At 69.4% G+C, this 19258-nt stretch carries 22 protein-coding genes; 14 read left to right on the top strand and 8 right to left on the bottom strand.

From position 1 onward, the window contains the following. The first annotated feature begins 13 nt into the window (after positions 1–13). A complete protein-coding gene (locus O7624_RS03880) occupies positions 14–673 on the top strand; it encodes a class I SAM-dependent methyltransferase (RefSeq protein WP_282238957.1) in 660 nt (219 codons plus the stop codon). An 86-nt stretch (positions 674–759) separates the two neighbouring features. On the opposite strand, the gene O7624_RS03875 is transcribed toward O7624_RS03880, so the two are convergent. Then, positions 760–1527, bottom strand: coding sequence for a helix-turn-helix transcriptional regulator (locus tag O7624_RS03875; protein ID WP_282238956.1), 768 nt, complete (start codon positions 1525–1527; stop codon positions 760–762). Positions 1528–1608: 81 nt separating this feature from the next. Between O7624_RS03875 and O7624_RS03870 the strand changes: the two genes are divergently transcribed. Genes O7624_RS03870 through O7624_RS03860 form a run of 3 tightly spaced genes read left to right on the top strand, consistent with a single transcriptional unit; the run spans position 1609 to position 3433 of the window. Further along, positions 1609–1998, top strand: coding sequence for a nuclear transport factor 2 family protein (locus O7624_RS03870; RefSeq protein WP_282238955.1), 390 nt, complete (start codon positions 1609–1611; stop codon positions 1996–1998). Then, on the top strand, positions 1977–2207 hold the full coding sequence (locus O7624_RS03865; RefSeq protein WP_282238954.1) for a hypothetical protein: 231 nt from the start codon (positions 1977–1979) through the stop codon (positions 2205–2207). The genes O7624_RS03870 and O7624_RS03865 overlap by 22 nt, the downstream gene beginning before the upstream one ends. After that, positions 2204–3433, top strand: a complete 1230-nt coding sequence (locus O7624_RS03860; protein WP_282238953.1) for an MFS transporter — start codon at positions 2204–2206, stop codon at positions 3431–3433. Before O7624_RS03865 ends, O7624_RS03860 begins: the two co-directional genes overlap by 4 nt. A 26-nt stretch (positions 3434–3459) precedes the next feature. Here O7624_RS03860 and O7624_RS03855 read toward each other — a convergent pair whose 3' ends face one another. Both O7624_RS03855 and O7624_RS03850 read right to left on the bottom strand, forming a co-directional pair. After that, the gene (locus O7624_RS03855; protein ID WP_282238952.1) at positions 3460–3972 is read right to left on the bottom strand and encodes a hypothetical protein; all 513 of its coding nucleotides are present in this window, start codon (positions 3970–3972) and stop codon (positions 3460–3462) included. Positions 3973–4046: 74 nt separating this feature from the next. Further along, positions 4047–4406, bottom strand: a complete 360-nt coding sequence (locus O7624_RS03850; protein WP_282238951.1) for a metalloregulator ArsR/SmtB family transcription factor — start codon at positions 4404–4406, stop codon at positions 4047–4049. Between the two features lie 43 nt (positions 4407–4449). Here O7624_RS03850 and O7624_RS03845 point away from each other — a divergent pair, with 43 nt between their 5' ends. Then, positions 4450–4929 (top strand): SRPBCC family protein, encoded by a 480-nt coding sequence (locus tag O7624_RS03845; protein WP_282238950.1) that lies wholly within the window; start codon positions 4450–4452, stop codon positions 4927–4929. 16 nt (positions 4930–4945) lie between these two features. Here the strand turns inward: O7624_RS03845 and O7624_RS03840 are convergent, their stop codons facing one another. Further along, on the bottom strand, positions 4946–6199 hold the full coding sequence (locus tag O7624_RS03840; protein WP_282238949.1) for a MalY/PatB family protein: 1254 nt from the start codon (positions 6197–6199) through the stop codon (positions 4946–4948). Between the two features lie 119 nt (positions 6200–6318). Between O7624_RS03840 and O7624_RS03835 the strand changes: the two genes are divergently transcribed. Continuing rightward, positions 6319–6867: a hypothetical protein gene (locus tag O7624_RS03835; protein WP_093402810.1), complete on the top strand. Its 549-nt coding sequence runs from the start codon at positions 6319–6321 to the stop codon at positions 6865–6867. 9 nt (positions 6868–6876) lie between these two features. On the opposite strand, the gene O7624_RS03830 is transcribed toward O7624_RS03835, so the two are convergent. After that, positions 6877–7680, bottom strand: a complete 804-nt coding sequence (locus tag O7624_RS03830) for a phosphohydrolase (protein ID WP_282238948.1) — start codon at positions 7678–7680, stop codon at positions 6877–6879. 83 nt (positions 7681–7763) lie between these two features. On the opposite strand from O7624_RS03830, the gene pglW reads away from it, so the two are divergent. The 6 genes from pglW to O7624_RS03800 all read left to right on the top strand — a co-directional run bounded on the left by pglW (position 7764) and on the right by O7624_RS03800 (position 16346). Continuing rightward, positions 7764–12206: a BREX system serine/threonine kinase PglW gene (pglW, locus tag O7624_RS03825; protein WP_282238947.1), complete on the top strand. Its 4443-nt coding sequence runs from the start codon at positions 7764–7766 to the stop codon at positions 12204–12206. A 169-nt stretch (positions 12207–12375) separates the two neighbouring features. Next, positions 12376–13671, top strand: coding sequence for a RuBisCO large subunit C-terminal-like domain-containing protein (locus O7624_RS03820; RefSeq protein WP_282238946.1), 1296 nt, complete (start codon positions 12376–12378; stop codon positions 13669–13671). After that, on the top strand, positions 13668–14090 hold the full coding sequence (locus O7624_RS03815) for a hypothetical protein (protein WP_093402582.1): 423 nt from the start codon (positions 13668–13670) through the stop codon (positions 14088–14090). Before O7624_RS03820 ends, O7624_RS03815 begins: the two co-directional genes overlap by 4 nt. Then, positions 14087–15325, top strand: a complete 1239-nt coding sequence (locus O7624_RS03810) for a hypothetical protein (protein WP_282238945.1) — start codon at positions 14087–14089, stop codon at positions 15323–15325. Before O7624_RS03815 ends, O7624_RS03810 begins: the two co-directional genes overlap by 4 nt. Next, on the top strand, positions 15322–15834 hold the full coding sequence (locus O7624_RS03805; protein WP_282238944.1) for a pyridoxamine 5'-phosphate oxidase family protein: 513 nt from the start codon (positions 15322–15324) through the stop codon (positions 15832–15834). Before O7624_RS03810 ends, O7624_RS03805 begins: the two co-directional genes overlap by 4 nt. A 101-nt stretch (positions 15835–15935) precedes the next feature. After that, positions 15936–16346 (top strand): 2,4'-dihydroxyacetophenone dioxygenase family protein, encoded by a 411-nt coding sequence (locus O7624_RS03800; protein WP_282238943.1) that lies wholly within the window; start codon positions 15936–15938, stop codon positions 16344–16346. Positions 16347–16376: 30 nt separating this feature from the next. Here O7624_RS03800 and O7624_RS03795 read toward each other — a convergent pair whose 3' ends face one another. Then, positions 16377–16946 carry a flavin reductase family protein gene (locus O7624_RS03795; RefSeq protein ID WP_282238942.1) on the bottom strand — a complete coding sequence of 190 codons (570 nt, stop codon included), beginning with the start codon at positions 16944–16946 and terminating at the stop codon, positions 16377–16379. A gap of 107 nt (positions 16947–17053) precedes the next feature. Between O7624_RS03795 and O7624_RS03790 the strand changes: the two genes are divergently transcribed. Beyond that, positions 17054–18043: a GNAT family N-acetyltransferase gene (locus tag O7624_RS03790; protein ID WP_282238941.1), complete on the top strand. Its 990-nt coding sequence runs from the start codon at positions 17054–17056 to the stop codon at positions 18041–18043. A gap of 13 nt (positions 18044–18056) precedes the next feature. Here O7624_RS03790 and O7624_RS03785 read toward each other — a convergent pair whose 3' ends face one another. Further along, positions 18057–18371 carry a hypothetical protein gene (locus O7624_RS03785; protein WP_282238940.1) on the bottom strand — a complete coding sequence of 105 codons (315 nt, stop codon included), beginning with the start codon at positions 18369–18371 and terminating at the stop codon, positions 18057–18059. After that, positions 18368–18646, bottom strand: a complete 279-nt coding sequence (locus O7624_RS03780; RefSeq protein ID WP_282238939.1) for a DivIVA domain-containing protein — start codon at positions 18644–18646, stop codon at positions 18368–18370. Before O7624_RS03780 ends, O7624_RS03785 begins: the two co-directional genes overlap by 4 nt. Before the next feature lie 321 nt (positions 18647–18967). On the opposite strand from O7624_RS03780, the gene O7624_RS03775 reads away from it, so the two are divergent. Beyond that, positions 18968–19207, top strand: coding sequence for a winged helix-turn-helix domain-containing protein (locus tag O7624_RS03775; RefSeq protein WP_282238938.1), 240 nt, complete (start codon positions 18968–18970; stop codon positions 19205–19207). The last annotated feature ends 51 nt before the right edge of the window (positions 19208–19258 follow it).

The raw sequence follows: 19258 nt of genomic DNA, 5'->3' as shown, positions 1-19258 counted from the left end.
AGGGCAACCGGGAATGGACGGCAGGACCGAGGAGCTGCGACACGCGCACGACGTGCTGGCGGAGTGGTACGCGAAGAACGTGGCCGAGGCGCTTGAGCGGATGCCGATCGAGCGGGCGATGCTCGACCTGTTCGCCGAGCTGACCCTGGCGGTGGGGCCGGAGGTCGCGGATGTGGGTTGCGGCACCGGGCGACTTCTGCCGTACCTCGCCGACCGGGGTCTGTCGCCGCGCGGGGTGGACCTCTCGCCGGGAATGATCGAGGTGGCGCGGCGGGACAACCCGGGCTTCGCGTACGAGGTCGCCGACCTGCGCGAGCTGCCGTTCGAGGATGCGTCGCTGGCCGGGGTGGTGTGCTGGTTCTCGTTGATCTACCTTCCGCCCGAGGCCCGGGCCCACGCGTTCGCCGAACTCGCCCGGGTCGTGCGGCCGGGCGGCTACCTGGTGGCGGCCTTCAAGCACGGCGACGGCACCGCGCACCGTAACGGTCCCGGCAGCCGCATCGCCAGTTTCGGCATCGACTTCGATCGCTACTGGCTTTCAGCCCGGGAGATGATGGACCGCTTCGCCGCCGCCGGGCTCGCGCTGGTTTTCCAGGGCAGCACTCCGTTCGAGAAAGGCGAGCCACCGTACGGCTACATGTTGGTCCGCAAGACGGACTCGGCGACCGCGTAGCCGTACTCCCGGCAACAGCACGGGACCGCGTGTCGGCTCAGTTCCCTGACCGGACCGCTGCGGTCCGTGGCCGGACCGGAGGCACGTTATTCGGTGAAGTAGGAGGCACTCGCCGCGTCTGCCGGGTAGTAGGACTCGATCGCGATCTCGTCGATGGTGATGTCCATCGGGGTGCCGAACGTGGTGATGGTCGAGAACAGTCGCAGTTCCCGCCCGTCGACGTTGAGGATCATCGGGATCACGACGTCGACGTCGTGCCGTTGACCTGGCGCCTCGTCCTGCCCGGGCGCCAGGAGTTCCTCGTAGAGCGCGGTGAGGTAAGGGTCGGGAGCGGTGGCGAGTTGGCGTGAGATCCGGGTGCGGAACACCGCGCGTACGTCGGCCAGGTTGACGACCAGGCGGGCGAGCCCGCGTGGGTGCAGTCCCAGCCGTACCAGGTTGACCGGTGGCCGCAGCAGGTCGGGAGCCACCTGTGCGAAGAACGGTTCGACGGCCCGGTTGGTCATCACGATGTTCCATCGGCGGTCGAAGACCACCGCAGGATAGGGCTCGTGCGCGCGGAGCACCCGGCGGATCGCGTCGTGGGCAGCCGTCAGTGCATCGTCGTCGAGTGGACGCTCGGTGTAGCGGGGTGCGAAGCCACCGGCGAGCAGGAGCCGATTGCGATCGCGTAGCGGCACATGAAGTTGAGCGGCGAGCCGGAGGATCATGTCGGCGCTCGGTTTGGATCTGCCCGTCTCGACCAGGCTGACGTGCCGGGCCGAGACGTCCGCGGCGATGGCGAGATCGAGTTGGCTGAGCCCTCGGCGGTGTCGCCACTGTCGTAGGAGTTCCCCGACCGTGTACACGGTCATGGAGCGTACTCATCGAGGAGCCGGACGCCATGACATCCGATGTCATCGACAGGCGTCGCGGGTGCGGGAAACACTGCGTCCATGACCGCGGAGAACAAGACGATCGTCCAACGGGCGCTGGCAGGGCTGATCGAGACAGGTGACGTCGACGCGCTCGCCCAACTGCTGAAAGACGACTTCGTGCACCACCGGCCGGGTTCGATCACATCGACCAAGAGGGAGTGGCTCGCCGCCGTCCGCGCCGCGCTGGTGTCGCTCGCCGATATGCGGGTCGAGATTCATCAGGTGCTGGCCGACGGCGATCACGTCGTGGTGTACTCGCGACGCTGGCTTCCGGACGCGGGACCAGAGATCGCGGTCGTCGACATCTGGCGGATCGACGACGGGCTGGTCGCCGAAGGGTGGGAGATCATCGAGCCGGTCGCCCAGGTTGCCGCGAATCTGACGTGGTGGGCACCGGCCCGGCGCTGACCGCAACCGACGAGGCGGGCTACGAGGTGGTCGCGATGACGCTGGCGGCGATCGTGATGCTGGCCTGGGGGCTGCTTCTCGGCCTCGGCGACGGCGTCTACTTCGTGATTCCGGCCCTGATCCTCGGTGCGGCAGCAGTCGCATCGATCACGCCGCGGCGCGGGATACCGGCCTCCGACTACCGGAACCGCCTCAGGACACGGTCGTGAAGGGGCCACCGGAGCCGGTGACGGCCGCATCGCCACGGGCGGTCGGGGCACTGATCGCGCTCTCGACCTCGGCGTTCTGTTACGTCGCCATGGAGACGCTGCCGATCGGGATCCTGTCGCTCATCGCCGCCGATCTGAACGTGTCGGTGTCCCACACCGGCCTGCTCGTCACCGGGTACGCGGTCACCGTCGCGATCGTCTCCGTTCCGCTGACGTACGTCACCCAGTGGGTGCCGCGTCGTCGCCTGCTGACCGTCCTGCTGGGCGTACTGGTCATCGCCACTCTGGTCTCGGCCGCCGCCCGCGACTACCAGGTGCTGCTCTGGGCGCGCGTGGTCGTAGCGCTCACCCAGGCGCTGTTCTGGGCGGTGGTGGCGCCCGCCGCCGCAGGCATGTTCCCGCTCAGGGTACGCGGAAAGGTCACCGCTGTCGTGTTCGCCGGGGCCTCCCTCGGCCCGATGCTCGGCGTGCCGGCCGGTACCTGGCTCGGACAGCAACTCGGATGGCGTGCGGCGTTTCTGGCCCTGGCTGGTCTGGCGCTGGCCGCGTTCGTGGCGATCGTGACGCTGATGCCGTCGACGACGATGATGGCCACCCATGCGTTCACCGGCACCAGCCCGGACACCCGCCGCTACGCCACCGTGGTGCTCGCCACCGCGTTGTCGGTGGGCGGGTTGTTCACGGCGTTCACCTACACGGCTGTGTTCCTGACCGACGTCACCGGGTTCGCTCCCGCGGCCGTCGGTCTTCTTCTGCTCGTCCGAGGGCTCGCGGACTTCGCCGGCATCAGCGTCGGCGGAATCGCGAGCGACCGCAACCAGCGCGTGGCGATGCTGGTGTCGGTGCTGCTGCTCGCGGTCGCCCTGCTCGGGATGTTCGTCCTCGCCGATTCGACACCGGCGACCGGAGTGCTGCTGGCCCTGACCGGGTTCGCCATGGGTGCGCTCACGCCGGCGCTGCAGAACCGGGTACTCGAAGTGGCGCCGGGACGTTCCGACCTGGCGGCGGCGGGAAACTCCGCCGCCTTCAACGTCGGCATCGCCGGGGGATCCCTGCTTGGTGCCCTTCTCCTGCCCGAGTTCGGCGTGCGCAGCACGGCCCTGGTCGGCGGTCTGCTGGCCGTCGCGGCGCTCGCCGTCCTGTTGGCCGAGCCACTGATCGCCAACGGTGGCCGGTCGAGCGGTGCCACACACCCATCGCCGACGGCTCGCATGAGTCCCGGCTGACCGCTGAGGCGACCCGCTGACGCTGTTCAGTCGGGTAGTTCGGGGATCGGGCCGGCGGTGACCAGCCCGGCGAGCGTGAGGGGTTGGTCGCCGTCGCTGTGCCCGAGGACGAGGGCGAGCTGCCGGGCCGGTGCCTCGTCGGGTGCCCAGACGCGCAGGTCGCCGTAGAGATCCTGACGAAGCAGCGCGTCGTGGACCGCCGGACGGTCCGCCTGCGGGTTCCGCAGGAGGTAATCGACGCTACGCACGCGGTGCGGGCCCCACTGCTCGTCCAACGCTCGGGTCAGCGTGGCCAGATGCCGGTCGCCGGCCTCCAACTGCTCGGTCCACTCGGGGTCGCGCAGGCCGGTGAGATCCGGTCCCTCCCACAGCGGCAGGAGCACGAAGCCGGCGGCGCGGGTGGCCACCCATTCGCCGGTGTGCGGGTCGGATTCGATCGAGGTGGGGCTGCCGGCGGACGGTATCGGTCCGGTCAGGAGCGCCGTGACGGCCCCGAGGGCCCGGGACACATCGAAGTCAAGGCCACGTACGACGGTCACCGTACCCATCTTGCCGCACGCTGCCGAATTGCCCGGAGGGATCGGCGGCTCCGTGTCGCCAACCGCTGCCGCGACTACGGCGTACGACTTTCCAGGTCGCTCTTGAGGGTGGCCAGCATGCCCACCGCGGCGCTGGCGTAGTCGCCGATCCACCGGTCATGGATGTGCTTGATCGGTAGCGGGTCGAGATGGTTCCACCGCTCGCGTCCCTTGCGCTGGGCGATGACCAGCCCGGCCGCCTCCAGCACCCGCAGGTGCTGCATCACCGTGCAGCGGTCCAGGTGCGGGAACCGTTCGCAGAGGTCGCCGGTGGTCCGGGCCTGGTCCTTGAGCGCGTCGAGGAGCTGCCGCCGGGTCGACGACGCCAGCGCCTTGAAAACCCGGTCCTCGTCGACCTGTTCCGGGCTGACGCGCTCGCCACGACGACTCGACATGTTATAAAGCTATAACATGTCGACGACGCGAGAGAGGGCCGCCATGGACCTGCGATTCAAGATCGCCGGGCGGATCAGCCGTCCGGTTCACGAGGTGTTCGAGGCGGTGGTCGATCCCGACCAGCTCTCCCGGTACTTCACCACCGGTGGCGCGAAGGGCCGGCTGGTCACCGGCGCCACCGTCACCTGGGATTTCGCCGACTTCCCCGGCGCCTTCCCGGTCGAGGTGGTCGAGGTGGAACAGGACCGGCGGATCGTGCTGCGTTGGGAGGCGGCCGATGGTGCCCAGTCCACAAACGACGCACCGGTCACCGGCGCGTCCTACTCCACCACCGTCACCATGGAGTTCGAGTCACTCGGTGACGATCGGACCCTGGTCACCATCGCCGAACACGGGTGGCGGCCCACCCCCGAAGGCCAGGCAGCCTCGTACGGCAACTGCCAGGGCTGGACCCAGATGCTCTGCTGTATGAAGGCGTGGCTGGAACACGGCATCAACCTGCGTGAAGGCTTCTTCGCCTGACCCGTCGCGGGGTCGGTCAGCCGTGCGACGCGTGGTGCTCGGCGACGGCGCGTCCCATCCGGGTCACCGCCTCGGTCAGGATCTCCGGCGAGGTGGCGAAGTTGAGGCGTACGAAGCCAGCGCCGCCGGTGCCGAAGACATGCCCGGAGCTGAGGGCGACCCGTGCACGGTCGAGGAACAGCCGTGCCGGCCCGGCGATGTCGGTCACCACGCCCGGCTCGTCACCGACCGGGCCGCTGTCGATGCGGAGTGCGGTGCAGTCCAACCAGGCGAGGTAGGTGCCCTCGGGGCGGTGGTACCGGAGAGTCGGCGCATGCCGGGCCAGCAACACCCCCAGCAGCTCGCGGTTGTGGTCGAGACCGGCCAGCAGGCGGTCCAGCCACTCGCCGCCGTCGCGGAAGGCGGCGGTGTGCGCGATGACGCCGAGGTGGCTCGGCCCGTGGCCGACCTCCTCCGGCATCCGCCGCAGGTCGGCGACCGCGTGCGGGCCGGCCACCACCAGCGCCGACTTCAGCCCGGCCAGGTTCCACGCCTTGGAGGCGGACAGCACGGCGAACGCGTCCTCGGCGCCGGGCACCGTGAGGTACGGCGTGAACCGCGCCCCGGGCAGCACCAGCGGAGCGTGGATCTCGTCGGAGACCACCCGTACCCCGTACCGACCGGCAAGGTCGGCGACCGCTTCGAGTTCATCCCGGCGGTGCACCACACCCGTCGGGTTGTGCGGGTTGCACAGCAGGAACACCGCTCGGCGGCCGTCCGCACGGGCCCGGCGGAACGCCTCGCCCAGCGCCGACACGTCAATCCGCTGGTCCGCACCGAGCGGCGCCTCGATCACCCGCCGGTCAGCATGGCTGACGAAGGCGTAGAACGGCGGGTAGACCGGTGCGCAGACCACCACCGCGTCGCCGGGAGCGGTCAGCAGTCGGAGCACCTCGACGATGCCGAGCATCACGTCCGGGACCAGGGCGGTGCGGTCGACCGCCAGATCGGACCACCCCCACCGGCGGGCCGCGAAGTCGGCGAGCGCCTCGGCGTACCCCGTGCCGTAGGCGTATCCGGTGTCACCACGCCCGACCGCGTCGTGCAGCGCCTCGGCGACCGGCGCGGCCAACGGCACGTCCATCTCGGCCACCCAGAGGGGCAGCACGTCATCGGCGTACTGGCGCCACTTGACGCTGGTGCGTCGTCGCAGTTCGGCCAGGGACAGCTGAGTCAGCGGATTCGCCATCGGCACGGGCGATCGAGCCTCGCGGGCCACCGGGCTGGCCATGCTGGGCTCCTATCGAAGTGGTCGTCCTCTGGGAAGGGCCTAGATCACCATCGTATCCAGAACAGATCCAGTCTCGACGTATGGACGGCGGTTGCCGGCTGCTGCCAGGCTGTGCGGCCATGGACAGTCTCGCTGCGCAGCTACCGGCACTACTCGGTGTGCTGGTCGGCACCATCGGCACGATCGTCGCCACCTCGCTGGCAGACCGGTCGCGGTGGCGACGCAACCAGACGGTGCGCTGGGACGAGCGCCGGCTCGACGCGTACGTCGAGTTCGCCCGGGCGTTGAAGGAGACACACACCATCGCCAGCCGACTGACCGGCGGTTACGTCGACCGGGACACGGCGCTCGCCGCGCTCGCGGAGGCAGATTTCCGGCACACCCTGGCCTGGGAGAACGTGCTGCTGCTCGGCGACGCGCCGACGGTGACGGCGGCGCGGGCCTGGCGGGACAGCGTCTGGGAGGTCGAGCGGCTGGCGCGCGACGGGCAGGCCGACGCCGACCGGCCCATGTTGCTGCACCGGGCCAACGAGGCACGCGACGCGTTCTACCATGCCGCCCGTGGTGGGCTCGGGGTCGGCGGCGGATCGGTGGCCCAGGCCGAACTGCTGGTGAGCAGGCTCAACCTCCGAACCGACCCGCAACCCGCAGCGCCCGCGGAGCGGTGACCGACCGGCTCAGGCGGGGTGGGCGGGCTGGTCGAGGATCGCGCTGAAGCGCTGCTCGGCCAGGTCGAGCTGACCCAGGATGTGTTGCTTCACCGGCTCGGACAGGGGCGTGTCGGCACGGGTGACGAGGTCGCGGTACACCGGCACCAGGGGGCGGTACTTGCGGGCCGACGACTCGACCTTCGGGCCGACAGAATGGATCACCCCGACGCCGTTGTCCGTGAAGTCGGAGACCTTGATGACCCGCGCCCACGGTTCCCGTTCGAGACTGGCCGCGACATGCTCCCGGTACTGCTCGTAGCGATCGCGTCCGGGCTCCCACGGCGGGTTGGTCACCGCCGCGACCAGCCGCGCCACCCGTGCCCCGAACCGCTCGGCCAGCACCGCCAACGCCGCGTCGGTCGGATCCCCAACGTCGTCCCCACCGACGCCCAGCCTCCCGCCGCTGTTCGGCTCCCCGCCGCTCCCGGGCTCCCCGCCGCTCCTGGGATCCCCGGCGTCGGCCAGCTCGGCCGGATGGTCCTCGACCGCGTCGTGCAACAGACCGGCGACGATCACGTCGACGTCGCGTACCTGGTAGTGGTGCAGCATCCGGATCGCCACCCGGAGCAGATGGTTGACGTACGGCTCCCGGGACCGCCGATCATCGCGATGGAGCCACCCGGCCAGCTCCAACGCCTCGTCGAGCCGGCCACGCTCCTCGTCGCCGAACTCCTCGATCTCCAGCCGGAACCGCTCCCGCAGCCCGGCCTCGCCGTGCATCTCGGTGATCGCGTGCATCGGCATGGTGGCCAGATACGGCGGCAAGTCCATCCGTCCCTTATATCGGATCACCCCCACCTTTCGGTGGACCGGCGACGCCCGCCGCTGTCGCCCGCTGAGCATAGGATCTGCCCATGCAGGAGGGCCGGTGGACGACGATCACCCCGTCGCAGTTCACGCACGAGCGGGAGGCACTGGCCTACGTCCAGACGCTGCTCCCCGACACCGAGCCCTACCGCGCCTGGTCGAACTTCACCTTCACCGCACAGACCGGGCATCCGTACGAGGTCGATCTGCTCGTCGCCGCCCCCGGCGGCCTCTATCTCGTCGAGATCAAGAGCTGGTCCGGGCGGCTGACCTCCAGCGGTTCGAACTGGCTGCTGCACGGCCCCAACGGCACCCGCACCTTCGACAACCCGTTGCATCTGGCCGATGCGAAGGCCAAGAAGCTCAAGTCGCTGCTCCAGGTCGCCGCAAGCCGCCGCCGGGGCCAGCCGGTGCGGATTCCGTTCGTCCAGGCGGCGGTCTTCCTGTCCAAGCCGGGGCTGACGATCGAGCTGTCGGAGCATCACCTGCACGGCGTCTACGGCCCCGAGCCCGTTGCGGGCCGTGAAGGCAAGCTGGATCCGATCACTTCGCTGCTGCTGCGGCAGCCGGACGACGAGCGGCGAAGGGTCACCCGGGAGGTGTCGGCGGCTCTGCCGGATCTGCTCGCGGATGTCGGCATCGCTCGTAGCCGGAGGCACTACCAGGTCGGCGCGTGGGAGCTGGAGACCCGGCCCTTCGACGTCGGGCCGACCTGGCAGGACCACCGGGCCCGGCACCGTGACCTGGAGCGGGAGCACCGCCGGGTACGGATCTACCTGGTCGAGCGCAACGCCGCCCAGGCCACGCGGGCCAGCATCGAACGGGCCGCCCGGCGCGAGATGTCGGTGCTGCACGGCATCAGCCATCCCGGCATCGTCCAGGCCGACTCGATGGAGCAGCACGAGGCCGGGCCGGCGCTGATCTTCCGCCATGACCCACGGACGATCCGTCTCGACCATTACATGTCGCAGTACGGCGAGCGCCTCGACGTGCTCACCCGACTCGCCATGATCCGCCAGCTCGCCGAGACGGTGGCGTACGCGCACCGCCGTAAGCTGCACCATCGCGCCCTGTCCGCCCGCAGCGTGTTGGTCGCTCCCGGACCACGGCGGCGCGGCGGCAGCGAGGACGAGGCGTGGCTGACGCCCCGACTGCTGGTAAGTGACTGGCAGGCGGCCACCCGTGGCACCGACACCAGCGGCAGCGGCAGCGGCGAGCCGATCACCCCCTCCTCACACGCCACGGACCACATCGAGCGTTCGGCGGAGGCGTATCTCGCACCGGAGCTGAGCGCGCCGAACCCGGACGCGGTCGCGATGGACGTCTTCGGCCTCGGCGCGTTGGCGTACCTGATCCTCACCGGGCAACCTCCGGCGGCCAAGCGCCCCGAACTGCTCACCCGGCTCGCCCGCGACAACGGGCTGCGCGCGGCATCGATCGCCGACGCGATCAGCACCTTCGCCGACGAGATGATCCAGGCGGCAACGGCCCCGGTGCCCATCCAGCGACTCACCACGGTCGCCGAGTTCGTCGAGATGCTCCAGGAGGTCGAGGACGAGCTGACCGCCCCGCCACCCACCTCGACCCACCCGCCCGAATCCGCACCGGAGCAGGTCGATCCGCTGGAGGCGCGCGGTGGCGACCTGGTCGGCGAGTGGAAGATCGTCCGTAGCCTCGGCACCGGCTCGACCTGCCGGGCGTTCCTGGCCTTCAACGAGCGCACCCGCCGCAACGAGGTGCTCAAGGTGGCCCTCTCCGACGAGAAGGCAGCCCGCCTGGCCCACGAGGCCCGGGTGCTCGGCCCGCTCACCGACTCCCGGGTGATCCGCCTGGCCCGGCCGGAGCCACTGCAACTCGGCACCCGCACCGTCGTGGTGCTGGAGCACGCCGGCGACCACACCCTGGCCCGGAAGCTGCGTGACGACGGCCGGCTCACCATCGACGAGCTGGAAACCTACAGCGACTACCTGTTCGGCGCCCTGGACTACCTGGAGGGCGAGGGCGTCTACCACCGCGACATCAAGCCGGACAACATCGCCATCCGCATCCGCCCGAACCGCACCCGCCAACTGGTGCTCTTCGACTTCTCCCTGGCCGGCGTCTCGGTCAAGGAACTCGCCGCCGGCACCCCGCGCTACCTCGACCCGTTCCTCGGCACCGCCGCCCGGCAGGTCTACGACAAGCACGCAGAGTGGTACGCCCTGGGTGTCACGCTGCACGAGATGGCCTCTGGCGAACTGCCGCTGTGGGGTGACGGCGGCACCGAGCCGCAGCTCACCGAGGGACCGCCGGTGCTGGCTGCGGAGGCGTTCGACGCGGCGATCCGCGACGGCCTGGTGGAGTTCTTCCAGCGGGCCCTGCACCGCGACCACCGTCGCCGGTTCACTTCGCTGAAGGAGATGCGTGACGCCTGGCAGCAGGTGTTCCGCCGCTCCGACGCGAGTGCCCCGGTCGGTAGCGAGCATCCGGAGATCGAGGCCGAGGAGCCCGACGAGAAGGCCGCCGAGAAGGCTCGCGAGGAGGCCGCCGCCAAGGCCACCCGCGCCACCTCGCTGGAGGCCGCCGGGCTCACCCCACGGGCGGTGTCCGCCGCGCACCGGGTGGAGGCCACCACCGTCGGTGAGCTGCTCGCCGTCGGTAACAACACCTTCGCCACGCTGCCCGGTCTGGGCGCCCGGACACGCAGGGAGTTGCAGCGCCGGGTGAAGCAGTGGCGCACTCGACTGGGGGAGCGGGAAACCATCCCCACCTCCGCCGCTGCCCGTAAGGCGGCCACCGCCGAGGTCGCCACCGAGACGACAAATGCCGGCGGCGACACCGATCTGGTACGCGTCGGTCTCGACGCCGTCGCCGCGCTGCTCGTGCCGGCCAAGAACGGCCGCAACGCCGCCGAGGTCGAAGCCACCCGGCTGCTGTTGAACCTGCCCGACGCCACCGGCACGCTGCCCGGACTGCCGCTGTGGCCGCAGCAGCCACAGGTCGCCGCCGCTGTCGGCGTCACGTCCGGCCGGATCGCCCAGATCCTCGGCAAGCAGCGCAAGCGCTGGCAGGGCATGCCGGTGGTGGGCAGCGTGCGTACCCAGATCATCGAGATGCTGCGTGACGGTGGACGGGTGATGGGGGTCGCCGAGTTGGCCGAGGCCCTGCTCATCAGCCGCGGGTCGGTGCGTACCGGAGACGACCTGCGGCTCACGGTGGCGGTCGCCGCCGTACGGGCGGCCGTCGAGGTCGACGCCATCGAGGAGGAGCCGCGCCTGCTGCTGCGGCGGCACGCTCGCGGCGACATCGACGGCAAACCGAATCCGCGTGGCGACCGGCTGCTGGTGGCTCTTGAGGCGGGGGAGGACGACGGTCCGGACGCCCCGGCCGCGCCGGCGCTGCTCGACTACGCCGACGCGCTCGGCAAGGCCGCCGACGAACTCGCTGCCAGCGAGGTGCTGCCCAGCGCGGCGACGGTGCTGCGTACCCTCGCGGCCGTAACCCCGCCCGGCGGTGCTGCCGACGCTGTCGACGACCGGCGGCGCGTGGTGCTCGCCGCCGTGGCCTCCGACCAGGCCGCCGCGACCGCCCGGCTGGAGCTGTATCCGCGCAACCTCGACCCGGTCCGCGCGCTGCGACTCGCCCAGGCCGGCGTGGTGCCGCCGGTGACCACGCCCGAGGGGCGGCGCGGCCTCACCCCGGAGCACGTCATCCAGCGGGTGGCCGCCCGTTTCCCCGAGCTGACGGCCCCGCTGCCGTCACACCCGAAGCTCGACAAGCTGCTGGCCGAGGCCGGTTTCGACCTGCGCTGGGATCGCGACCGGTACCTTCCCCCACCACCGCGCGCCGGCTCGTCCTCGATGTCGATCGTCCAGCGTCGCCCGTCGGCCACGAACGCGCCGAGCCGGTGGGAGGCCGATTCACCGGAACTTGCTGCGGCGGTGCGGGCCGAGGAACGGCTGACCGGTGCCAGGTCCGCCGGGGGTTTCCGCGCGCTTACCGTACGCCTCAACCGCTACACCCTGGCGCGCGAGGAACTGACCCGACGCTTCGACGCCCGGCCGGTCAACGTGGCGGCGGTGTTCCTGCGTGAGCTACGCGGTCTCGTCGACACCCGCCCGAAGCCCACGTGGGAGACGGTGCTGGGCGCGGACATCGCCGAACCGGGCTCCCGGGCAGCCATCAAGCTCGGCGAGTACGTCGAGCAGGCTTGGCAGCTGGCGATGCCCTCGTTGCGGGCGCACCTGCGCGTCGACGCCGGGCCGGTGCTGCTGCACGACGCGGCGGTGCTGGCGCGGTACCGGGCGATGGGGCGACTCCACGAGCTGGCCGAGGCCGCACGCAGCGGGGAGGGCGATGTCTGGTTGCTCTGCCCGATGGACGACCCGGGGGTGCTGCCCAAGCTGGACAGTGCGGTGGTCCCCGTTGCCGACAGCGAGTGGATTCCTCTGCCAGACGCATGGACCACAAATGCCCACCGCAGTAGGCACATCGGCGCCGCGACCCCATAACTGCAGAACTCGGCTCGACTCCTGTCAGATATGGGACTCATTCCGTGGCGTGGATCCTGTGTGATACTACGTCGCGCAAGACGATCAGCCTTCACGTAGCAACCTTCTGACGGCAGTGAATCTGCGCCGGCCCAGGCGTGTCCTTCTACCGAGCCGAAGTTGTGATCATATGAATTGGCGGGACCAGATCCTGGACCCGGACTCGTTGGATCTCGACGCCTTCGTCAGGGCCACGTACAGTTTCGCCGTTCCCGCCGGTGCCGATGTCCGTCAGGCCGCAGTCCAGATGCTTCGAATACTCACCCAACGCTCGCAGCGGCTCGGGCTCCGGTATTCCTCTCATGATCCACAGTTCACCGGAGCGGTCATTCACGTGGGGCCGGTTTCCACCTGGACAGACGTGACCCTGGCGCTGCCGCTCGTGCACGCCGCCCCGAGCGAGGGGTTGTCTCACCTGTTCCAGTTGTTGACAAGTGCGGCCGAGTACAGCTACGCCGACGGGGTGTGGCTCCAGCGGGTGGATCTTCCCAGGCCCTTCCTCACCGCACTTCCGGGGCCACAACTGGGCATCGATGGCATTCGTTCGATGCTCGGTGTGCAACGGCGTCCGCTGCTGGCGTTGGAGACCGGGTGCCGGATCGAGACGCTCGACCAGTCCGTGCTCGACCAGTACCGAAAGGTGCTCGTCGCCGGGGCGGATCTCCTGGTCGACGACATGCTGCTGGGTGATCCTCCGTCGCCTACGCTGGCCCTCCAGTACCGGCTGCCACACCTGGTCGCGGTCTGTCGCCGCGCGGCAGAGGAGAGTGGCCGGCAGAAGGCGTACGTAACCTGTCTCGCGGGGACGCCGAGCCAGATCATGCGTAAGGCCGAGTGGGCGGCGGCGAATGGCGCCAAAGGGTTCGTCGTCAACGGGTTCAGCCAAGGGCTGGGCACGCTGGAGGATCTCAGCTCACACCGATTCGGGGCGTGCCTGATCGCCACCAACATGGGCTCCGGCATGGTGTCGCGCCCGTCGACCGGCGGAGTGCATCGGGTCGGTGTGGATGAGCAGGTCATTTCCAAGCTCAGCCGGTTGGCTGGGGCGGACGCGGTGCACACCGGCACCACAGGTGCCGAGTGCTTCGACATCAACTGGAGCGATGCGGTCAGAGCCCTCGCCCAGCCACTACAACTGCCCGGCAAACGGATCCCGGGGGCGTTCCGGGTGGCCGAAGGCGATCTGCAAATGATCAATATTTGGCCGAACATCCGAGAGTTGGGTCACGACACCATCTTCGAGATCCATTCCGCGATCCTCGGTGACCCCGACGTCCGGTCCCGTACCCGCCGGTTTCTGGAGCTGATGGAGGGGTTGGCGGACGCCACCGACAACGCGTCCGCGCTGACCGTGTACCGCGCGCTGGCGGGCCGGGACGTGAAACTCCGAGCCGAACTCGACAAGGTCGATCTGGAGCACTGGTGACGATCTCGAATCTGCTGACGAGCCTGCTCGATCAGGATCCCGGCCTCGCCGAGCCGATCAAGGATGGCACTGCGCTCGCAGCCAGCCTCGCGGCCGTCTCGGTGGCGATCTTCATCGTGCTGCCCACGTTCCACGGCATCATCCGGATGCGGGGTGCGCCTGGATTTTCCGAGTACGCCGCTGCCCGAAGGGTGCTGCGTGGGCTGCACGCTCTGGCGTTCGCCAGCGCACTCTTCTCGGCCGCTGTCGTGGTCGGGATCGTGGGTCGACACTTCCCCTGCCGGCTGGTGCTCTACGCCCAGGAAGGCCTGACGGTCGTCGCCACCCTGCTCTTCTTCGTGGCGATCTACGTGGTGTGGCGCTCCTCGGTGCACACCTTCGCCGAAGAGTATGCCGGGCGCGGCCGGAGCGACCGATGACCGAGCCGCAGGGGCGGTACGCAGCCGGAATGCACCGCAGTCTCCCGGCGTTGGAGGCGCTTCTGGCGGCCCGACGTGGGGTGCTACGGGTGCGTTACTCCCATCAGCCCAACGCGCTCGCCAGCCTCGCGGTCCTTTCCGCGTGTGCCGCGGCGGCGCTGACCGGGCTCCGCCGCCAAGATCCGGTGAAGTGCCTGGTGACCTGGATGTCCGTCGACTACGACGGGGCGGACGACGAACAGCTGCTGCGGGTACGGTTGCCCCGCTGCCGCCCCGGCCTCAGCACCCGGATGTCGCCGGTGTTGAACCGGCGTCGGATGGGCAAACGGCTTGCGGCGAGCATTCCGGCCGGGGCGATGAGGTTCCGCTTGGCCGAGGTGGAGCAGGAGGCCGTCCATAGCGCGCTTGCGCTGCGGCACCATCTGGCGAGGCAAGGTTGGGCGGTGACCGGCCGGCGCACGTGTCGCAGCAGGGTCGCCGAGGGGTTCGCGGCGTTGCGGCATCTACTCGGTAGCCGGGCTCGGCTGCCCGACGCCCTCGCCGAACACAACGCGTGGATGATTCGGCAGATCTTCGGGGTTGACGTGTCGGTGGCGAGTGGCGTTGAGACGCTGCTCAACCAGGCGCAGGCACGCCAGCGGATGCTGAGCTTCATCGCACTGGCCCGCCCCGACCTCGTGCGGGAAGGCATCTGGCGGGTCTGTTCGAGATGCCACGTCCGCACCCGCGTGCAGTGCCGCTTCGAGGCGTCGGGTGCGGAGATCGACGTCGCCGAGTGCGCCGGATGCGGGCAGGCGACCGCGGGAGCCGCGCTCGACCTGTCCGCGGTCGTCGATTCGAGCGCCGGCCCGTGCCCCGAATTCATCGTCCCGGTGCGACTGGACGATCTGCTGGAACGACTTGTGGAGCCCGACTTCGGGCTGGCTGCCCATTATCCAGGCTCCGTACCGCATCTGACGGGTTCGCGGTCGATTCTGGTGGCGCTGCTGAAAAGTGAGCTGCGTGGTTATCCGGAGCCACCGCCGGACTGGTGTCCGACGCACTTGGATCTGGCCGCCCTCACCGATATGCTCCTGCCGGGCCCGATTCCGGAGCGCTCCGCGAACAGCGCCGGCATGACGGCTTCTCAGGTGCTTTACCGGTCATCGGCACTGGTGGCCTGGAGTGTGCTCGCTGGTTTTACCAGGCCAGCCGGGGCTGATTATTCGACGCAAAGAGCAGGGAGTGTCAGGTGACCGATGACGGGCTGGTCCAGCGGGCTGTGAAACTGTTGCGGAGCAACCGATACTTCACCCTCGCGACCTGCGCGGACGGCGTGCCATGGGCAGCTCCGATCAACTACGTCCTCGGGCCGGGACCGGTCTTGCATTTCTATTCCACGCCGACCGCTCGGCACTCGCGTCACATCGCGGCGATGCCGACCGTCGCCGGTGCGGTGTTCGACTCCACGGCGGTCGGCGACGACGTGGACGGCATGCAGTTCGTGGCCCGGTGCGCCGAGGTGGCCGCGTCAGAGTTGGCGGACGTGTCCGAGCACTATTTCAGGACGAACTTCACCGATCCCGAGGAACGGGACTGGTGGTATCGCCCGCCGGAGGCGTTCCATGGCGACGGCACGTGGCGCTTCTATCGCCTCGACCTGACCGAGGTCTACCTGATCGATCTCGAAGCCTTTGTGGAAACCCAGGTCGACACCCGGGTTCAGGTCGACCTCGACCGTCTGCGGCGGTCGCTGGGAGCCTGAGCCGCCCTGATCGAGTGGAGGTGCGGATGTACGGCATCGATCTCTCGGATCGGCGTCGATCCTCGTCCGTCGCAGCAGTGCAGTGCGGGACCCAACCCTGGGTGGAGGATCCGGCGACGGGCGGCAGTTTCATGCTGCTGCACGTCGACCGGCTGTCGGGGCTCTGGGTGGTGCGTAGCCGATTCGCTGCGGGGACGGTGGTGCCGCAACATCTGCACAGCGGGTCGGTCAGCGCGGTGACCCTTGCCGGCCAGTGGGGCTATCCGGAACTCGACGTCCGGTGCGGGGTCGGCGACTATCTGGTGGAGGAAGCGGGGACGGTGCATTCCTTGGCTGTGCACGGGACAGAACCAGCGGACGTCATCTTCTCCATCCTCGGCTCCATCACGTACTTCCATCCGGACGGCACCGTCGATCGGATCGAGGATTGGCGCAGCGTGCTGGACGACTACGAAGCGGGTTGCGCCGAGCAACGACGGCGCCCGAAGGTCATCGGCTCCAGCCTTGACTGATCTCCTGACGCGGGTCGCCGTGCACCCGACCTAGGTTGTCGGTTGCGCGGCGGCGAATCGCTGCCCGGTGATCTGTAGGAGAGGGTTCCGGCGATTGACGTCCAGGACGAGGTCCTGGGAAAAGCAGGTGCTGTCCGCCCATGCCGATCTCACCCGCGTCACCAGCACGTCGTGGTCACCCAGGTCGTCAAGCACCTTCAGGACATCGCAGAGCAGCACGGCGATGCAGTCGGCGACGCCAGCTGGATAGTCGGGCTCGGTCAACAACGGAGTGAGCCCGGCTGCGGAGAACTTGTCCGATTGCGGTGGCAGCGAGCGGCCGGTGTAGCGGTGACCGGCCACCATCACCGCCGGCACCTGGTCACTGGTGGCGAGGCTGATACTCAGTCGCCGGTGCCGAAGGATGTTGTCGCGCGTCTCCCATTCCGGCCACAGCGCCACCGTCACCAGCGTCGGACTTGAGCTGATTGCGGTGACATTTGTCGCGGCACAGAGATGGGGCGTGCCGTCGCGACGCGTCGAACCGATGAAGTAGACCGGTCGGGGCCCGAGCAACCGGTGGCAGGAATCCAGCAGTGCGGGGTGAAGTCGGCGCAACATCTCCGCAGACTACGTACCGGTGCACGGCGGTCCGGTATGAGACTCAGGATCGACGCCACCGGGCATAGAATAATGACGCCCATCACAGTCGAGTTGGGGTGACCGGCATGGACGTGCTGGATGCGATCGTCGAGCAGCACCGGCGTCGGTCCAGGCTGGACGAGCGGTTACCAAGCCTCGACCGGGCGAAGGTGGCCGCCCTGCTGGCGTCGGCCGCAACGCCGACGACGTCGGCCGTCCGCGCCATTTGTGACGCCGACGGGGTGATCGCGCTGGCGTGGCCGGCGGTCGAGCACTACGACCCGGACAGCGACAAACTCGCCTACTACGAGCGTGACACCGGCACCACTTTCGGATTGACTGTCCGGCAGACCGGCGGCCCGTGCCTTGCCGCGCTCAACGCCCTGCTGACACAGATCGAGCAGGACTGGCGGGCGGCCGGGGCGACCGGGGCCAATCTGGTCTGGCCATGTCGCGAGATGAGCATTGACCAGCCTCTTGCGGCGCACGGCTTCGCCAAGGACGCCTGCATCGCCGTCAAGCCGATGGCGGAGCCGCGCCCGGAGGCCACCGGCCGCAGGCGGTCGCTGAGCGCCCGGCTCGCGGTGCCCGACGATGAGCCGATGCTGCTCCGCCTCCAGGAGGCTGTTCTCGCAGCGCACATACCGGACAGCCCGTTCGCTCGACGGGTCCCGGCGGTCCGCGCCCGCTTTCATGATCGGCTGGCAGAGATGTGGGCCGGCCGGACACCGGCCGATGGGGCACCGCTCGTGGTGGTGGCGGAGGACCAGGGGCAGATCGTCGGCATGTCGGAGTGTTTCGTCAGACGGCACGACATCGCACTGGACATGCTGCTGCCGGATGGCTTATACGGCTACGTGAACACCTTCGGTGTGCTGCCGGAGCGGCGGGGCGGCGGGGCGGGCCGCTTCCTCGCCGACGCCGTCGAACGTGCGCTGTCCCACTTCGACGTACGCGGCATCTACCTCTACTACAGCTACTACAACACAGCAGCGATGGCGTTCTGGTCGAAGGTGGGCTATTCGCCACTGTGGCGTACCTACCAGTGTCGTCGTCTGATCCCTTCCGCGAGATGAGGCACGATGCCACTCAGTGACGACCCGGTGCGGCGAGGCCGCGGCTGCGGACGCCGGTCACAGCCCTGGTCGTGTCCGGGGCGGCCGGTCCAGGCGGGGGCAGGTTGACCGGCGGCCGAAGGCCGGCGAGTCGGACGTAGAGCTCGCGTTTGGCGGTGGCGTTGCCGCGCCGGTCGATGACATACCCGGTCAACCAGATCCAGCCGTCGTAGGCGTGCCGGTCGCTGACCGAGACGACCCGCAGGGTCAGCGCTCGGCCACCGGCGAACTGCACCGAGGCGCGACCGTCGATCCGGAGCAGGTCGCCGGGGGCCGGGCGGGCGGTCACCAGCGGCCCTGGTTCGGTGGTCGGCAGTGCCGGGCGTGCATCGACTGCCAGTCGCGCAGGGCCCGCTTGAGCCTCTCGTTCTCCTGGGCGACCGTACGGAACTGCCGGTGCAGGTCGGCCAACTCGTCGGCGACCCTGGCCTGGAACTCGCGTACCTGATCGGGGTCGACGCCACGGCGGCGCGGGGCGAACGTGCGGGTGCGTACCTCGTGCGGGGTCAACCGGGCCGGGTGGCCGGTCCCGTAGGGCTGGCCACCTCGATACACCTGGGCCACGACGGTCCTTTCCGGGGCAGGCGGGAGCGCGGAGGGTCGGTGCGGTGGTGCGTGGAAGGGCGGGCCGTGCGTGGCCGGCGTCCGCACGGCCCGCCCGCTCGGCCGCCGCAGCCCATTCGGCGGTACGACGACAGAGCAGCTCACAGGGTCGGGACGGGCACGCGCACCCGCCCCGACCAGGGGGAACGCCTCTGCTCCTCGTTGCCACGCAAGGGGAGAGGCGTGATTCAACTTAGCTGTCCCAGTCATCCGAGTCAAACGGTGAGTTGTTGTGGAGTGTCGTTGCGTGATCGAATTGGCGTGCCACGCAAGGGGAAGGTCATGCCGATCACCGCCGACTACATCCGGATCGCCGACGAGATCGTTGCCGATATCAGAGCCAAGCGGCTCACGCCGGGGGACAGGCTGCCCTCGATTGCGCAGCTTGCGGCGAAGTACAAGGTCAGTCCGTCAACGGTCAAGCAGGTCTATGTGCGGCTGGAAGCCCTTCGGGTGATCTGGCGGCACCAGGGCAAGGGTGTCTTCGTGACCGATCCCAAGCTCTGGATGCGGGAGCCGTAGGTAGCGGCTCGGCGACGGAAACGGGCCTTACGGGTGCTCCGTCCCGTGAAC

It is taken from the genome of Verrucosispora sp. WMMD1129 (assembly GCF_029581255.1).
Classification (GTDB): domain Bacteria; phylum Actinomycetota; class Actinomycetes; order Mycobacteriales; family Micromonosporaceae; genus Micromonospora; species Micromonospora sediminimaris.
This window is presented reverse-complemented; position numbering and strand designations above follow the sequence as displayed.

Coding starts and splice junctions, on each gene's coding strand:
- O7624_RS03880 (WP_282238957.1), top strand. CDS start 14: ATGGACGGCAGGACCGAGGAGCTGCGACACGCGCACGACGTGCTGGCG.
- O7624_RS03875 (WP_282238956.1), bottom strand. CDS start 1,527: ATGACCGTGTACACGGTCGGGGAACTCCTACGACAGTGGCGACACCGC.
- O7624_RS03870 (WP_282238955.1), top strand. CDS start 1,609: ATGACCGCGGAGAACAAGACGATCGTCCAACGGGCGCTGGCAGGGCTG.
- O7624_RS03850 (WP_282238951.1), bottom strand. CDS start 4,406: ATGTCGAGTCGTCGTGGCGAGCGCGTCAGCCCGGAACAGGTCGACGAG.
- O7624_RS03845 (WP_282238950.1), top strand. CDS start 4,450: ATGGACCTGCGATTCAAGATCGCCGGGCGGATCAGCCGTCCGGTTCAC.
- O7624_RS03840 (WP_282238949.1), bottom strand. CDS start 6,199: ATGGCCAGCCCGGTGGCCCGCGAGGCTCGATCGCCCGTGCCGATGGCG.
- O7624_RS03835 (WP_093402810.1), top strand. CDS start 6,319: ATGGACAGTCTCGCTGCGCAGCTACCGGCACTACTCGGTGTGCTGGTC.
- O7624_RS03830 (WP_282238948.1), bottom strand. CDS start 7,680: ATGGACTTGCCGCCGTATCTGGCCACCATGCCGATGCACGCGATCACC.
- pglW (WP_282238947.1), top strand. CDS start 7,764: ATGCAGGAGGGCCGGTGGACGACGATCACCCCGTCGCAGTTCACGCAC.
- O7624_RS03820 (WP_282238946.1), top strand. CDS start 12,376: ATGAATTGGCGGGACCAGATCCTGGACCCGGACTCGTTGGATCTCGAC.
- O7624_RS03810 (WP_282238945.1), top strand. CDS start 14,087: ATGACCGAGCCGCAGGGGCGGTACGCAGCCGGAATGCACCGCAGTCTC.
- O7624_RS03795 (WP_282238942.1), bottom strand. CDS start 16,946: ATGTTGCGCCGACTTCACCCCGCACTGCTGGATTCCTGCCACCGGTTG.
- O7624_RS03790 (WP_282238941.1), top strand. CDS start 17,054: ATGGACGTGCTGGATGCGATCGTCGAGCAGCACCGGCGTCGGTCCAGG.
- O7624_RS03775 (WP_282238938.1), top strand. CDS start 18,968: ATGCCGATCACCGCCGACTACATCCGGATCGCCGACGAGATCGTTGCC.